Below are 13891 nucleotides of genomic sequence, written 5' to 3'. Positions count from 1 at the left end.
CGGCTTTTTCTATTCCGCGCGCGCCCGGGGCAGAGGCTCGAGCGCGCCATAGACATTGCAGCCGAGCGTGACCCGAAGCGCCGCGATCAGATCGTCCACGCTTTCTGCGCCGACATATCTGCCGCCCGTCGCATCGGCGAGGCAGCGCGCGGTGCTTTCGGTATCGGCATAGTCGCCGGGCTGGCCTTCCCAAGCGAAGAAATCGCCGCGCACCTTGTAGCCGATGACATGCACGGTGAGGTCGGCTCCCGTCGCGGCCAGTTCGGCGGCCAGTTGGCAGGGCGCGCCGCCGCAGGTCTCCTTGCCGTCGGTGACGAGGACGATCGCGCCGGGTCGTTCGCGGTAACGCAGAAGCTCGGCGGCCTGGGCGACAGCATCCGCGATGGGAGTCTCGCCAGAAGGTCTCAGCGCCTCGATCTCGGAGATGATGAGGCCATCGGCCTCCCAGCGCGGCGCGAAGCGGGTGTCGACCGTGTCGCAGCTATCCGTTTCGGGCGCGCCGGGCCCGTAGATCACGAGCCCGAGGCGGCGCATCCGCGCAATCTCGGGCACGACCTGCCGAACGGCGCGGCGGGCCTCGAAGATGCGCGGCTCGCCGAGATTGTTGAACCCCATCTCGGACATCGAGCCCGAGCCGTCGAAGACGATGACCGCATCCTCGGTGCAGACCTCGCTTGCCTGGCCCGTCCCCGCAAGCGCGAGGCAGGCGGCAACGCTCAGCGTGCGAAAACGTGTTCCGGCAGCCATGTCGCATCTCCGATCGCAAGACAGCCGAGCGTCTCGCGCAGGGCGGCGATCAAGGCCTCGGCATCCTGCGCGTCAATGTATCGCCCGCCCGTGCGGTCGGCCAGACAGCGCGCATCCGCGACCGCGCGACCATAGTCGCGGTCGACCTCGTCGCCCCGCGACAGCCTGCCTCCGGTGACGCGGAAGCCGATCACGTGAACCGTCAGTCCTGTCCGCATGAGCGCCAGGCGATCCGCAAGCGCGCAGGGGTTGCCGCCGCAGGTCTCCTTGCCGTCGGTAACAAGCACCACCGTTCCTCCGGCTCCGTCCAGGGTCGCCGCCGCCGTCCGCACCGCGCGGGTGAGCGGCGTTGCGCCCGCGGGCCAAAGCGCATCCACCCGCTCGAGGATCGGTCCGGCCGCGTTGGGCGCAGGCCGGAAGACAAGATCGACGCGCTCGCAGACGCGGCCCTCTCCCGGCCCGTAGGTCACGAGGCCAAGACGGCGCACCCGCTCGATACCGGGCAGAACCTCGCCAAGCGCCGCGCGGGCCTCGACGATCCTGGCGTCGCGTCTGCGGTCGAACCCCATGCCCGACATGGACCCCGACCCGTCGAGCACGATCATCGCATCCTCGGCACAGCCCGCCGTCAGCGCCACGTCCGGCGCAAGGCCGAGCGCTGCGGCAAGGCAAACAGGCAAAGCAAGATGCCGGAACATTGGCATACCATCTTGAGGGGTCTCTCCACCTTGCGCGGGCCAAACACGCCTGTCGAGAAAAACACGCGGTCGCCGGGCGGGGTCTTGCGCTCTATCATAGCCCTGCGAGAAGAAACGGGTCACATCGGGAAGGCGGACGTCATGCGCAAGTTACAGGTCCAGGGAGTTCACCACATCACGTTGACCGGGGCGGACCGGCAAACCTCGATCGACTTCTGGGAGGGCATACTCGGCATGCCCTTCATCTTCGATCAGCCCAATCTCGACGATGCCGACGAAGGGCATCTCTATTTCGATCCGGGCGACGGGCGGCTCATCACCATCTTCACGAGCGAGAAACGCAAGCCCGTGCATGGCCGGACGCCGACGGATCCCGGCTGCGTTCATCACATCGCCTTCAACGTCTCGAAAGCGGTCTGGAGCCAGGTCGTCACCCGGCTTGATGAGCGCGGGATCAAGCATTCGGGCCCCAAGGACCGTGGCTTCATGGATTCGATCTATTTCAAGGATCCGTTGGGCTTGCTGATCGAACTGGCCTGCTACCGCTTCGAGCCGCCCGCCGGTTGCACCCATGCGGACGTGATGATCGAGGCACATCGCATGCGCGTGGCACGCGGCGATTACAGCATCGCCGAGATCCATCTTGCGGACGCGATCGAACTGCTCGTCTCCCGGCGCCAGCAGACGCTTTCGGAAGATCGCAGCGCGAAAGATCCTTATGGCGGCTGAGACGACACGGCTGGGGGGCCTTGCGCCCCCCAGACCCCCCGCACGGTATTTTCGCCAATCCAAAGAGGGGCGCGGGCGCTGCGCGGCTTCGGTGCGCCAATTCCCATGACCGAGCTGCCAGCAGCGCTGAAGACCTGGTTCGACGCGCGCGGCTGGGACTTGCACCCGCATCAGCAGACCATGCTGGAGCGGGCCAGTGCGCCTGCGCTTCTGCTCATCGCACCGACGGGCGGCGGCAAGACGCTGGCAGGCTTCCTGCCGACCCTTGCCGAGCTTGCGGAGCGTCCAGAGCCGGGGCTGCATACGCTTTATGTCAGTCCGCTGAAAGCTTTGGCCTCCGACATTAGGCGCAACCTGTCCACGCCGATCTCGGAGGCCGGTCTGCCGATCCGCGTCGAGGACCGCACGGGCGATACCCCTGCGAGCCGCAAGAAGCGTCAGCGCGCCGATCCACCGCATATTCTACTGACGACGCCCGAGAGCCTCGCGCTGCTGACCTCCTACGAGGATGCCGGCCGGATGTTCGCCGGGCTGAAACGGGTCGTCGTGGACGAGATTCATGCGCTCGCGGAATCGAAGCGGGGCGATCAGCTCATGCTGGCGCTGGCACGGCTTCAGACGCTGGCGCCGGGGCTGCGCCGCGTCGGGCTGTCGGCGACGGTGGATGACCCGGACGCCATCGCGCGACTGATGGCGCGCCATCCCGACCCGTGCGAGATCGTCGAGGCGGATCCCGGCCCCGAGCCGGACATCTCCATGCTCGTGACCGAAGAGCGCCCGCCCTGGTCCGGGGGCGGCGCGAAATACGCGATTCCGGCTGTTCTGGAGGCGGTCCGGCAGCACCGCACGACGCTCATCTTCCACAATACCCGCGCGCAGGCGGAGATCTTCTTTCACAATCTCTGGCTCGCCAACGAGGAGGCGCTGCCCATCGGCATCCATCACGGCTCGCTCGACCGGGTGCAGCGTGAGCGGGTGGAAGCGGCGATGGTCCGCGGCGATCTCAGGGCCATCGTCTGCACAGGCAGCCTCGATCTCGGCATCGATTGGGGAGACGTGGACCTGGTGATCCAGGTCGGCGCGCCGAAGAACGTCAAGCGGCTCGTGCAGCGGATCGGGCGAGCCAACCATCGCTACAACGCGCCATCGAAGGCGCTCCTGGTGCCGGCGAACCGGTTCGAGGTGGTGGAATGCGTGGCCGCGCTCGAGGCGGTGCGGGACCGCGATCTCGACGGGGAGCCGCGCGGGCCGGGCCCGCGCGACGTACTCTGCCAGCACATCCTGATCGCCGCCGCGTCGGGGCCGTTCGATGCAGATATGCTGTATGTCGAGATGAACGCGGCGGGGCCCTATGGCGGACTGACGCGCGCCGAGTTCGACGCCTGTCTCGATTTCTGCGCGACGGGCGGCTACGCGCTTCGGGCCTACGACCAGTGGCGGCGAATCCGCCAGCGCGAGGACGGGCTCTGGGAGCTTCGCGATCCGCGCTCGGCCGCGCGCATCCGGCAGAATATCGGCACGATCCAGGACACCGACACGCTCAAGGTCCGCATGCGGGGCCGCGGTGGCAAACCGCTTGGCGAGGTCGAGGAAGGCTTTGCCGCGACGCTGAGCAAGGGCGACACCTTTCTGATCGGCGGGCAGATCGTGCGCTACGAGGGATTGCGCGAGATGGTCGTAGAGGTCAGCCGGGATGCCGCGCAAAAACCCAAGATCGCGACCTTCATGGGCACCAAGTTCGCCACCTCGACGCAGCTTTCCGACCGGATCGTGCGGATGTTCCAGAACGAACGCTGGCCGGAGCTGCCGGGCCATACCGCCGAATGGCTGAGCCTTCAGCGCGAGGTCTCCCGTCTGCCCGAGCCCGGACGGCTCCTGATCGAGAGCTTCCCCCATGACGGGCGCGAGCAACTGGTCGTCTACGGCTTTGCGGGGCGCAACGCGATGCAGACGCTCGGACTTCTCCTGACCAAGCGGATGGAAGAGGAAGGGCTCGCGCCGATGGGCTTCGTCGCCACGGATTACGCGACGCTGATCTGGGGGCTGGACGCAGTGAGCGACCCCCGGCCGCTCTTCGATCTCGAGCGGCTCGAAGCCGGGCTCGACACTTGGCTGCAAGGCAACGCGGTGATGAAGCGGACCTTCCGCGCCTCGGCCACGATCGCGGGCCTGATCGAACGGCAGGTGGGCGGGCAGCGCAAGACCGGGCGGCAGGCGACGATGTCCTCGGACATCCTCTACGATACGCTGGTGAAATACGATCCCAACCACTTGATGCTCGAGATCACGCGCGCCGAGGCGATGCGCGGGCTCGTAGATTTCTCGCGCATTCGGGAGATGTGCCAGCGGGTGGGCGACCGGATCGACCTGCTGCGGCTCGAGCGGGTGACGCCCCTCGCCGCGCCGCTGTTTCTCGAGCCCGGCCGCGTGCCGATAAAAGGATCGGCGGACGAGCGGCTGATCGAGGAGGAGGTCACGCGCCTTCTGGACGAGAGCGGGCTCGCGCAGGTCGATGCGCCAGCGAGACCGGTCTGGCGGGTTCCTTGGTAAGATGCCAAGCGGCGTGCACGGGGTTGCGTAACGCGCCGCGCGATGCATAAGAACAGGCCATGAACACCCACGCTTTCGACTTTCGCGGAACGCAGTTGCACGCGCTGCCCTCGGGCGCGCTTTTCTGGCCGGATCAGCGGCTTCTCGTGGTCTCGGATCTGCATCTCGGCAAATGCGCGCGGCTCGTGGCGAAGGGGGGTGCGATGCTGCCGCCGTACGACACGGTCGAGACGCTGTCGCGGCTGGATGCGGATCTCGACGCGACGGGCGCGGGCGAGGTGATCTGCCTTGGCGACAGTTTCGACAGCGTGGAGGCCGGTGCTACTCTACCCGAGGAGGCTGAGCTCTGGCTGGCCCGGATGCAGGCAGGACGAAGCTGGCTCTGGATCGAGGGCAATCACGATCCCGGCCCCGTCGGGATCGGCGGCACACATGCGGCTGAGGCCCGGCGCGGGCCGCTCGTCTTCCGGCATATCGCGACGCGGGACGGGCTTGGCGAAGTCTCGGGGCACTATCATCCCAAGGCGCGGCTTGCGCTGCGCGGACGGTCGATCTCGCGGGCGTGTTTCCTCGTTGATGCCTGCCGGCTCATCATGCCGGCCTACGGTGCCTATACCGGTGGCCTCTGGACCTCGAACGCCGCACTTTCGGATCTCATGGAGCCGGGCGCGCAGGCGATCCTGACCGGGCCGAAGCCTCTTGCCGTCCCGATGCCGCGCTAGGGTCTTGCCGCCGCGTGCGGCGCGTGACCAGATACAGCCATGACAGACACCCGCATTCACGACAGCTTTGCCCGGCAAAGCCTGATGGAGACCTTCGGGGCCGAGATCCTTTCGGTCGCGGACGGTGCCGTCGAGATTACCGCGCCGATCGGGCCGGGCGTGTTGCAGCAGCATGGCTTCGCGCATGCCGGGCTGACCTTTTCGCTGGGCGACAGCGCCGCCGGCTACGCGGCGCTCAGCCTTCTTGGTGCGGATATGGAGGTCGTGACGTCCGAGATGCGTATTCATCTCCTCGCGCCTGCGCGCGGCGAGCGTCTTGTCGCGCGGGGTCGCGTGGTGCGCTTCGGGCGGCGGCTGATCGTGGTTGCGGCAGATGTCTTTGCGGTCTTGGACGGTGAAGAGACACATGTCGCGCTCTTGACCGGCACGATGGTGCCCGTTCCTACCGGCTGAGCGCCATCGTCAGCGCGCGAAGCCGGGCGGACAGATCCCGACCGCCCGGAGCCAGTTCCGCGATGTCGCGCGGCGTAAGCGGCGTGCCGACGATCGGCGCCTGCGGCTTGTTGCAGGCGGCCACGACCTCGTGGATCAAGAGCCCCTGCCTGAGCGTCGGCGAAACCCGGTTCGCGATTTGGTAGGCGCGGGAATTCTGGCCGGGAAACCGGATAGGCACCACGGTCGCCCCGGACCGCAGGACCATCTTCGCGGTGAAGGGGTTCCAGTCGCGCTCCTCTGCGGGGCCGAAGGCGGTGTCCGAAGACGCGACGACGCCCGACGGGAAAAGCACGATCACGCCGCCCGCTTCGAGATGCTCCATCGCTTCGTTCCGCATCCTGAGACTTTGCTGGCGCGCATCGGGTTCATGCGGGAACGGCACGGGGATCATGAAGCGGCCGACTTCCTCGACCCCGGTCAGGAGCGAGCGGGTGAGGATCTTGTAATCTTCGCGGACGCGTCCGATCAGCTCTGCCAGAACCATGCCATCGACGAGCCCATGCGGATGGTTGGCGACGATGATGACGGGCCCCTCGCGCGGGATGCGGGCGATCTCTTGATCGGGCGTGCCAAGCTCGATCCCCATGATCTTGAGCGCGCGCGCCCAGAAGGCCTGCCCTTCGACCAGGCCCATCCGCTCGAACCGCCGGACCATACGCAGAAGGGTCAGCTTGCCGGTCAGCCATTCCAGCGTGCGGATGGCGAGCCGTTTGGACGGGTTGGCAAAGGTATTGGCGTAGCTGAGCTTGCGCTTGTCGTAGGGCGCCTGGACAGGTTCGACCTGCACCGGTTCTTCTTCGGGATCCCGTGGCGGCCCGTGTGGCTGGAGCGGATCCAGCCGCATATCAGTTGGCCTCGCCGAACCGGTCCGACACCAGCGCCTCGATTGCGTCGGCGAGCGCTTCGGCATCGCTGCCGCGGGTCTCGACGTCGATGGTGCAGCCCTTGGCAGCAGCAAGCATCAGGAGCCCCATGATACTGTCCCCCGAGGCGGACATGCCCTCGCGGCTCACCTCCGCGCTCGCCTCGAACCCCTCGACGACCTCGACGAGTTTCGCGGACGCACGCGCGTGCAGGCCCTTTTCGTTTACGATCTTCAACTCGCGGCGAACGCACTCGCTCATTTCAGGGCCTCGCTCCGGGTCACGCCGTCTTCGCCGGGATCACGCCACTGGGCCCGATATTCTGGCTGTCGATGTATTTGCGCCCTGCCTCTAGCGCGATGCGGACGGCATCGGGCACGGCCAGATGGCGCGACTTGGCAAGCTTGATGAGCAGCGGCAGGTTCGCACCGTAGAGAATGCGGCGATTGTCCGGCTGGCACGCCCGGAGCGAGAGGTTCGAGGGGGAGCCGCCGAACATGTCGGTGACGATCACCACGCCCTGCCCTTGGTCGACATTGTCCGCGGCGGCGCAGATTTCGGATTGCTTGGAGCTGCGGTCGTGGTCCGGCTCGATCGCGATGGCAAGAATACCGGATTGCGCGCCCACGACGTGTTCGATCGCCGCGAGATACTCACGCGCCAATCCGCCATGCGCTACGATGACGATCCCGATCAAAGCCGCCTTCCGTCCTTTCCGCCGTGTGCAAACTGCTCGTCCCTCGGGAGAAACCCCCGCCGCTCGAGTTCGCGATGTTCAGTTGACACCTGCCAGCCCGTCTCTGCAAGAGCAGCCGCCACGCTTTCTGTCACGGCGACCGAGCGGTGTTGCCCGCCGGTACACCCGATGCCGACGGTGATATGCGCCTTGCCTTCTTCCCGATGTGCCGGAAGCAGGAATTCGAGCAGCTCCGTTATCTGGCGAAGGAAGGGCGCGAGCCGAGCATCCTCTGCGATATAGGCACGCACGTCGCCCGACAAACCGGTCAGTGGCCTCAGGCTTTCGTCCCAATGCGGGTTCCTGAGAAAGCGGCAATCGAAGATCATGTCCGCGCCCTGCGGCAACCCGCGCTTGTAGGAAAACGACAGGAGCGACACGGTCAGCCGCGCCTCCGAGGGCCGGGTGAAACGATGGGCGATCTCCGCGCGGAGATCATGCGGCGATGTCGCGGTCGTGTCGATCAGGCTGTCCGCCGCTGCGCGAACCGGCTCCAGCAGCGCGATCTCGCGCGCGATACCATCCTCGGGCGTCGTATCGGGGCTGAGCGGATGCCGGCGCCGTGTCTCGGAGAACCGGCGGATCAGAGCATCCTTGCCGCAATCGAGAAACAGAAGTTCGACCGAGATGTCCTCGCGGGTGCGGAGCGCGGCAATCAGATCCAGAAGCGCCGGCACGCCGAAATCACGATTGCGGACATCCACACCGAGCGCGATGCCGCCCGGTGCAATCGGTGCTTGAAGAAGCCGGGGGATCAGCGAAATCGGGATATTGTCGATGGCCTCGACGCCGAAATCCTCCAGCGCGTTGATCGCAGTCGTCCGCCCGGCGCCCGAAGGCCCGGTCACGACGATCACGCGAGGTATGGTGCTGTCCTGGCTCATCTGGATCTCATGCACGTCTTCCCAGTCGCATATACTGCCGGATCGCGACGGCGAAAACCGGAGACGCGACCTTGTGAAGACAGGGCAAGGATCGCCCGAGGAGCGTTGTGCGCCGCTCGGGCGGCAGTCGCTCCGTTTCCGTGCGGGACAGATCGATCACGAGGCCAAGCGGTGTCGGCGGCGCGGGCTCTGAGGCCAGGAGACCGACGCCCCGCGCTTCGATCATGCCGAGGATGGGCCCTGGCGAGGACGCGACGAGATCGGTTGCCGTGGCGGTCAGGATCACCCTGTCATCGGCGACGAGGCTCGCGCCAAGCGCGATCAGCTCGAATGCGAGCGTCGACTTGCCGCTGCCCGAGGGGCCGAGGATGAGACAGGCTTTGCCCTCGAAGGCCACAGCGCTGGCATGGAGGATCTCGGCCTTTTCCGCTGCGCCGCCCGTCTCGTCCGGCATGCGCGTCACCTCAGATCGGCAGGCCGACCACGAAACGCGCCCCGAGCGGCTCCGAGCTGATATCGGCCTCGGTCGGGCGGATATTCTCGGCCCAGATGACACCGCCATGCGCTTCGACGATCTGCTTGGAGATCGCGAGGCCGAGGCCGGAATTGTTGCCGAAATCACCTTCGGGACGCTGCGAATAGAAGCGCTTGAAGATCTTGGTCAGTGCCTGGTCGGGAATGCCGGGGCCGGTATCCTCGACCACGACGAGCACCCGGTTGTCCCGTTTGCGCGCCCAAACGCGGATCGCGTCGCCATCCTCGCAAAAGGAGATCGCATTGGTGATGAGGTTTACGAAGACCTGCGCCAGACGCGCTTCGAGGCCGTTGATCTCGATGGGGCGCAGCGGCAGGTCGGTGATGAACTCGATGCCCTTTTTGCGCGCATCTTGGCCCAGATATTGAGTCAGGTTGTCGAGCATCTCGAGGAGGTTGAACTCCTGCTCCTCCTCTTTCACCAGTTCGCTGTCGAGACGCGAGGCGTTGGAGATGTCGGAGACGAGGCGGTCGAGGCGGCGCACATCGTGTTCGATCACGTCGAGAAGCTTGTCGCGATGCTCTTCCTTCTTGACGATCCGAAGGGAGCCGATCGCCGATCTCAGCGATGCGAGCGGGTTCTTGATTTCGTGCGCCACATCGGCGGCGAATTGTTCATTGGAGTCGATCCGGTCGTAGAGCGCGCCGACCATCCCCCGCAGCGCGCCCGAGAGCCGCCCGATCTCGTCCGGGCGGGCGGTGAGGTCGGGGATACGGATGCGGCCCGGCTGGCTCGAACGCTTGTTGCGGTCGCGGCCGATCTCGGCGGCGGCGGCCAGATCGGAAATCGGATTGGCGATGGTGGAAGCCAGAACAAGGCTGAGCGCGATGGAGACGACGGTCGCGATGACAAACATCTGCAGAACGCGGTCGCGTTCGAGACGCACGGCGGTATCGATCTCTTCGGCAGAGGAGACAAGCCCGAGCGTGCCGACGACAACGCCGCCCGAACGGATCGGCGTGAGCGCCGTGAACTCGGTCTCGCCGGCGTCGTTCACGGCCTGCCCGACATAGGTTCCGGCTTGGCCTTGCGCTTCGATCAGTTGCCGCAGACGGTCCTCCTCGGTGATCGGGGGATCACCAGACAGGATGGTGAATACGCTCGATAGCGTCTGCCAGAGATTGCCGAGGAAATCGGACAGGACAGTCGGTTCTTCGGGCTCGGAATCGGTTGCCAGCGCGTTGGTCAGGGCGAGCGCGCCCCGTGTCTCCCCGACGAGGAAGCGCTGGTCATCGAAGACGAAGAGCCGCGCATCCTGACGCAGATCGAGGCCTTCAAGCGTTGCCGCGACATTCACGCCCTCATCGGTCGCGAGGTTCACTTCATCGCCCGCGATTTGCGCTTCGAAGACATCCGCGATCAGCTCGACCTCGGATTCCATCGCCGAGGCGCGCTGGATCGCCAGCGTATCGCGGGACGAGTTCAGGAACAGGATTCCCGCCACGAGGATATTGAGCGCGATCAGGTTGAAGATGATGATCTTGCGCGTCAGTGGCGAGCGGTTGAGCGCGAAGAGGCCGCGGCGCGCGCGGCTCTCTTGCAATTCCTTCTCGACGGTGGCGTCCGGCGCGACCCAGTCATCCCCGAGCACGACATCGTCGTCGCGCCGGTTTTCGGGCGAGGACTCGTCATTCATGGGGATACGTTCGGCCAAGGCCATGACCGTTACTCTTCGTTGTATCGGTAGCCGATACCGTAGAGCGTCTCGATAGCGGAGAATTCGTCATCCACGCTGCGCATCTTCTTTCGAAGCCGCTTGATGTGGCTGTCGATGGTGCGGTCGTCCACGTAGACCTGGTCATCATAGGCCACATCCATGAGCTGGTCGCGCGACTTCACGAAGCCGGGGCGTTGGGCAAGCGCCTGAAGGAGCAGGAACTCCGTCACCGTAAGCGAAACGTCCTGCCCTTTCCAAGTCACGGAATGCCGCAGCGGGTCCATCGTCAGGGCGCCGCGCGTCATCAGCTTGGTTTCCTCGGTCTCGCCGACCACGTTGCTTTCGATCGCTTCCTGGCGGCGCAGCAGCGCGCGGATGCGCTCAACCAGCAGGCGCTGCGAGAACGGCTTCTTGACGTAGTCGTCCGCGCCCATCCGCAGTCCCAGCACCTCGTCGATCTCGTCGTCCTTGGAGGTCAGGAAAATGACCGGCATGCGGGATTTCTGGCGCACGCGCTGCAACAGATCCATGCCGTCCATGCGGGGCATCTTGATGTCGAAGACCGCCATGTCGGGCATCTTCTTGTTGAATGCGTCGAGCGCCTGCTGCCCGTCGTTATACGTCTCGACCTCGAACCCTTCCGCCTCGAGCGTTATGGACACGGACGTCAGGATATTCCTGTCGTCATCGACAAGAGCGATCTTGTTCATCGTTGCGATCCTTGTACTGCTCACATTGTTTTTTGCGCCATTATGCGCGTCGCGAGCGCCTCGAACAATTCCATTCTGCGAATCGGTTCGCAGAGCGTCACAATTTAAACGCAATTTTTCTCACGAGCGGCTTAATGGTCACGCAGGTAGCCCGTTGGGCGGACGCCCGCGCAAGATGATTGCGCTAAAGGTCATTTGGTTGCGCTAACGGACACTTTGGCACCTTTCGGCCCGCAAAATACGCGTGTTATGCCCATGTCACCCGGCCGCAAACGCCGGGTTCGCGTGCCTGTCTGGCGCGCCTTGCCACGCAGATGGCCGGAGGAGCCGAAACAATGACATCCGGACGGGTCAATCCGAACTTCCGCCTCGAGGACCAAGGGATCGAGGGGCTGGGAGAGGTTCACTACAACCAGATCGAGCCGGCGCTGATCGACGCGGCGCTTCGGCGCGGCGAGGGCACTCTTGGCCGCGGCGGCGCGTTTCTTGTCACCACCGGCAAGTTCACCGGCCGCTCGCCCAAGGACAAGCACGTCGTGAAAACGGACTCTGTCGCGAACGATATCTGGTGGGAAAACAACGCCGAGATGTCGCCCGAAGGCTTCGATGCGCTCTATGCCGACATGCTCGAGCACATGAAGGGCCGAGACTATTTCGTGCAGGATCTTTTCGGCGGAGCCGATCCGACGCACCAGCTCAATGTGCGCGTGGTCACGGAGCTCGCCTGGCACGGTCTGTTCATCCGCCACATGCTGCGCCGCCCCGATCGCGAAAGCCTCGACGAGTTCACCGCCGATTTCACCATCGTGAACTGCCCAAGCTTCAAGGCCGACCCGGCCAAGCACGGCTGCCGGTCCGAGACAGTCATCGCGCTCAATTTCGACCGCAAGCTGATCCTGATCGCGAACACCGAATATGCGGGCGAGAACAAGAAATCGGTCTTCACCCTGCTCAATTACCTGTTGCCCGAGAAGGGCGTGATGCCGATGCACTGCTCGGCGAACCACGCGAAGGGTAACCCGGTCGATACGGCGATCTTCTTCGGCCTGTCGGGCACCGGCAAGACAACGCTGTCGGCCGATCCCGACCGGGTCCTCATCGGCGACGACGAACATGGCTGGTCCGAACGGGGCACGTTCAATTTCGAGGGCGGCTGCTACGCCAAGACCATCAACCTCTCCGAAGAGGCCGAGCCCGAGATCTACGCCACCACGACCAAGTTCGGCACTGTGATCGAGAACATGATCTTCGATCCCGAGACGCTCGAGCTCGATTTCGACGACGACAGCCTCACCGCGAACATGCGCTGTGCCTATCCGCTCGATTACATCTCGAACGCCTCGTCGACGGCGCTTGGCGGGCACCCGAAGAACATCGTCATGCTGACCTGCGATGCCTTCGGCGTCCTGCCCCCGATCGCGCGTCTGACACCCGCGCAGGCGATGTATCACTTCCTGTCGGGCTTCACCGCGAAGGTCGCCGGAACCGAGCGGGGCGTGACCGAGCCGCAGCCGACGTTCTCGACCTGCTTTGGCGCGCCCTTCATGCCGCGCCGGCCGGAAGTCTACGGCAACCTTCTGCGCGACAAGGTCGCAAAGCACGGTGCGACATGCTGGCTGGTGAACACCGGCTGGACCGGCGGCGCCTACGGACAGGGCAGCCGGATGCCGATCAAGGCGACGCGGTCGCTTCTGTCGGCAGCGCTCGAGGGGCGTTTGTCCTCCGCGGAATACCGTAAAGACCCCAATTTCGGCTTCGAGGTTCCGGTGAAGGTCGAAGGCGTTGCCGAGCTTCTGCTCGACCCGCGCCGCACTTGGGACGACAAGGCCGCATATGACGCGCAGGCCGAGAAGCTGGTCGCGATGTTCGCCGACAATTTCGAGCAGTACATCCCCTATATCGACGACGACGTGAAAGCGGTCGCGATCGGGTAACGCGTCCCGCTTCGGATCAGGACGCCCCGGCGGGACACCGCCGGGGCGTTTTCGTTTCACGACCTCGGGAATTGACACCGGGGCGCTCGGCTGCACCCTTCACCCAATGCGCGCCCTGCCCGTCCTTCTTTGCCTCATCGCTTGCCCGGCTTTTTCCGAGGTCGATTATGACCCGGCTCAGTTCGCCGTAGAACAGGGCGTGTTCTGCGATGTCCCGTCGGTCGGAGAAATGGAGGCTCCCGGCACGGTCGCGGGCAAGATCGAGCTTTTCGAGACGATCCCGGAGTTCCAGTGGCAGACCAACGTGGTGCCTGCCGTGCCGGATGTGAGCTTTGGCATAAAGACGGAAAGCCTCGACGGGGCAGCCTATCCCGGTGTTGTCCTGACCCTGACGCACCCGCCCTTCACCGAGACCGGCACGACCCGGCAAGCCTACGTGACGTCGCTTGGCGGGACCGGCACCTCGATCAACGCCTATACGTTCGATGTGCCCGAGGAGCAGGTTCCCGGCCTCTGGACCTTTCGCGCCGAACAGAATGGTGAGGTGCTTTACGAGGCGCGCTTCAAGGTGGTGACAGCGGCCGAAGCACCCGAGATCGCGGCGATGTGCGAGGGCATCCCGCTCTCCTGA

General features: G+C 65.2%; 15 protein-coding genes. 6 read left to right on the top strand and 9 right to left on the bottom strand.

Annotated elements, in window-relative coordinates; translation table 11 throughout:
* Positions 1-9: 9 nt before the first annotated feature.
* Both FIU91_RS02860 and FIU91_RS02855 read right to left on the bottom strand, forming a co-directional pair.
* Positions 10-747, bottom strand: a complete 738-nt coding sequence (locus FIU91_RS02860; protein ID WP_152461343.1) for a VWA domain-containing protein — start codon at positions 745-747, stop codon at positions 10-12.
* Positions 717-1445, bottom strand: coding sequence for a VWA domain-containing protein (locus tag FIU91_RS02855; RefSeq protein ID WP_172974911.1), 729 nt, complete (start codon positions 1443-1445; stop codon positions 717-719). The genes FIU91_RS02860 and FIU91_RS02855 overlap by 31 nt, the downstream gene beginning before the upstream one ends.
* A 141-nt stretch (positions 1446-1586) precedes the next feature.
* Between FIU91_RS02855 and FIU91_RS02850 the strand changes: the two genes are divergently transcribed.
* The 4 genes from FIU91_RS02850 (at position 1587) to FIU91_RS02835 (ending at position 5899) form a co-directional block, all read left to right on the top strand.
* Positions 1587-2174 carry a VOC family protein gene (locus FIU91_RS02850; RefSeq protein WP_093011714.1) on the top strand — a complete coding sequence of 196 codons (588 nt, stop codon included), beginning with the start codon at positions 1587-1589 and terminating at the stop codon, positions 2172-2174.
* A 105-nt stretch (positions 2175-2279) separates the two neighbouring features.
* Positions 2280-4724 (top strand): ligase-associated DNA damage response DEXH box helicase, encoded by a 2445-nt coding sequence (locus FIU91_RS02845; protein ID WP_152461341.1) that lies wholly within the window; start codon positions 2280-2282, stop codon positions 4722-4724.
* Positions 4725-4783: 59 nt separating this feature from the next.
* Entirely contained in the window at positions 4784-5446 is a 663-nt protein-coding gene (gene pdeM, locus FIU91_RS02840) for a ligase-associated DNA damage response endonuclease PdeM (RefSeq protein WP_152461340.1), read from the top strand.
* Positions 5447-5485: 39 nt separating this feature from the next.
* Entirely contained in the window at positions 5486-5899 is a 414-nt protein-coding gene (locus tag FIU91_RS02835) for a PaaI family thioesterase (RefSeq protein ID WP_093011706.1), read from the top strand.
* Here FIU91_RS02835 and FIU91_RS02830 read toward each other — a convergent pair.
* The 7 genes from FIU91_RS02830 to FIU91_RS02800 are packed head-to-tail and all read right to left on the bottom strand — an operon-like array spanning position 5889 to position 11326.
* Positions 5889-6728 carry a lysophospholipid acyltransferase family protein gene (locus FIU91_RS02830; RefSeq protein ID WP_254702024.1) on the bottom strand — a complete coding sequence of 280 codons (840 nt, stop codon included), beginning with the start codon at positions 6726-6728 and terminating at the stop codon, positions 5889-5891. The two genes, FIU91_RS02835 and FIU91_RS02830, sit on opposite strands and share 11 nt — an antisense overlap.
* Positions 6729-6786: 58 nt before the next feature.
* On the bottom strand, positions 6787-7065 hold the full coding sequence (locus FIU91_RS02825; RefSeq protein ID WP_152461338.1) for an HPr family phosphocarrier protein: 279 nt from the start codon (positions 7063-7065) through the stop codon (positions 6787-6789).
* Positions 7066-7084: 19 nt separating this feature from the next.
* Positions 7085-7501, bottom strand: a complete 417-nt coding sequence (locus FIU91_RS02820) for a PTS sugar transporter subunit IIA (protein ID WP_093011698.1) — start codon at positions 7499-7501, stop codon at positions 7085-7087.
* Positions 7498-8424: an RNase adapter RapZ gene (rapZ, locus tag FIU91_RS02815; protein ID WP_152461337.1), complete on the bottom strand. Its 927-nt coding sequence runs from the start codon at positions 8422-8424 to the stop codon at positions 7498-7500. The genes FIU91_RS02820 and rapZ overlap by 4 nt, the downstream gene beginning before the upstream one ends.
* A gap of 7 nt (positions 8425-8431) precedes the next feature.
* Complete coding sequence (locus FIU91_RS02810; RefSeq protein ID WP_152461336.1) at positions 8432-8878, bottom strand: HPr kinase/phosphorylase; 447 nt, start codon at positions 8876-8878, stop codon at positions 8432-8434.
* A 10-nt stretch (positions 8879-8888) separates the two neighbouring features.
* Entirely contained in the window at positions 8889-10619 is a 1731-nt protein-coding gene (locus FIU91_RS02805) for a sensor histidine kinase (RefSeq protein ID WP_152461335.1), read from the bottom strand.
* A gap of 5 nt (positions 10620-10624) precedes the next feature.
* Positions 10625-11326, bottom strand: a complete 702-nt coding sequence (locus FIU91_RS02800) for a response regulator transcription factor (protein ID WP_093011686.1) — start codon at positions 11324-11326, stop codon at positions 10625-10627.
* Positions 11327-11661: 335 nt separating this feature from the next.
* Here FIU91_RS02800 and FIU91_RS02795 point away from each other — a divergent pair, with 335 nt between their 5' ends.
* Complete coding sequence (locus FIU91_RS02795; protein WP_152461334.1) at positions 11662-13260, top strand: phosphoenolpyruvate carboxykinase; 1599 nt, start codon at positions 11662-11664, stop codon at positions 13258-13260.
* A 106-nt stretch (positions 13261-13366) separates the two neighbouring features.
* Positions 13367-13891: a DUF3859 domain-containing protein gene (locus FIU91_RS02790; protein ID WP_152461333.1), complete on the top strand. Its 525-nt coding sequence runs from the start codon at positions 13367-13369 to the stop codon at positions 13889-13891.

The organism is Roseivivax sp. THAF30, from assembly GCF_009363575.1.
GTDB lineage: Bacteria > Pseudomonadota > Alphaproteobacteria > Rhodobacterales > Rhodobacteraceae > Roseivivax > Roseivivax halotolerans.
Note: the sequence above shows the minus strand (reverse complement) of the source record. Positions and strands in the feature narration are given on the sequence as shown.

Excerpts from the sequence above, each read along its gene's own strand:
- FIU91_RS02860 (WP_152461343.1), bottom strand. The coding sequence starts at position 747 with ATGGCTGCCGGAACACGTTTTCGCACGCTGAGCGTTGCCGCCTGCCTC.
- FIU91_RS02855 (WP_172974911.1), bottom strand. The coding sequence starts at position 1,445 with ATGTTCCGGCATCTTGCTTTGCCTGTTTGCCTTGCCGCAGCGCTCGGC.
- FIU91_RS02850 (WP_093011714.1), top strand. The coding sequence starts at position 1,587 with ATGCGCAAGTTACAGGTCCAGGGAGTTCACCACATCACGTTGACCGGG.
- FIU91_RS02845 (WP_152461341.1), top strand. The coding sequence starts at position 2,280 with ATGACCGAGCTGCCAGCAGCGCTGAAGACCTGGTTCGACGCGCGCGGC.
- pdeM (WP_152461340.1), top strand. The coding sequence starts at position 4,784 with ATGAACACCCACGCTTTCGACTTTCGCGGAACGCAGTTGCACGCGCTG.
- FIU91_RS02835 (WP_093011706.1), top strand. The coding sequence starts at position 5,486 with ATGACAGACACCCGCATTCACGACAGCTTTGCCCGGCAAAGCCTGATG.
- FIU91_RS02825 (WP_152461338.1), bottom strand. The coding sequence starts at position 7,065 with ATGAGCGAGTGCGTTCGCCGCGAGTTGAAGATCGTAAACGAAAAGGGC.
- rapZ (WP_152461337.1), bottom strand. The coding sequence starts at position 8,424 with ATGAGCCAGGACAGCACCATACCTCGCGTGATCGTCGTGACCGGGCCT.
- FIU91_RS02810 (WP_152461336.1), bottom strand. The coding sequence starts at position 8,878 with ATGCCGGACGAGACGGGCGGCGCAGCGGAAAAGGCCGAGATCCTCCAT.
- FIU91_RS02805 (WP_152461335.1), bottom strand. The coding sequence starts at position 10,619 with ATGGCCTTGGCCGAACGTATCCCCATGAATGACGAGTCCTCGCCCGAA.
- FIU91_RS02800 (WP_093011686.1), bottom strand. The coding sequence starts at position 11,326 with ATGAACAAGATCGCTCTTGTCGATGACGACAGGAATATCCTGACGTCC.
- FIU91_RS02795 (WP_152461334.1), top strand. The coding sequence starts at position 11,662 with ATGACATCCGGACGGGTCAATCCGAACTTCCGCCTCGAGGACCAAGGG.
- FIU91_RS02790 (WP_152461333.1), top strand. The coding sequence starts at position 13,367 with ATGCGCGCCCTGCCCGTCCTTCTTTGCCTCATCGCTTGCCCGGCTTTT.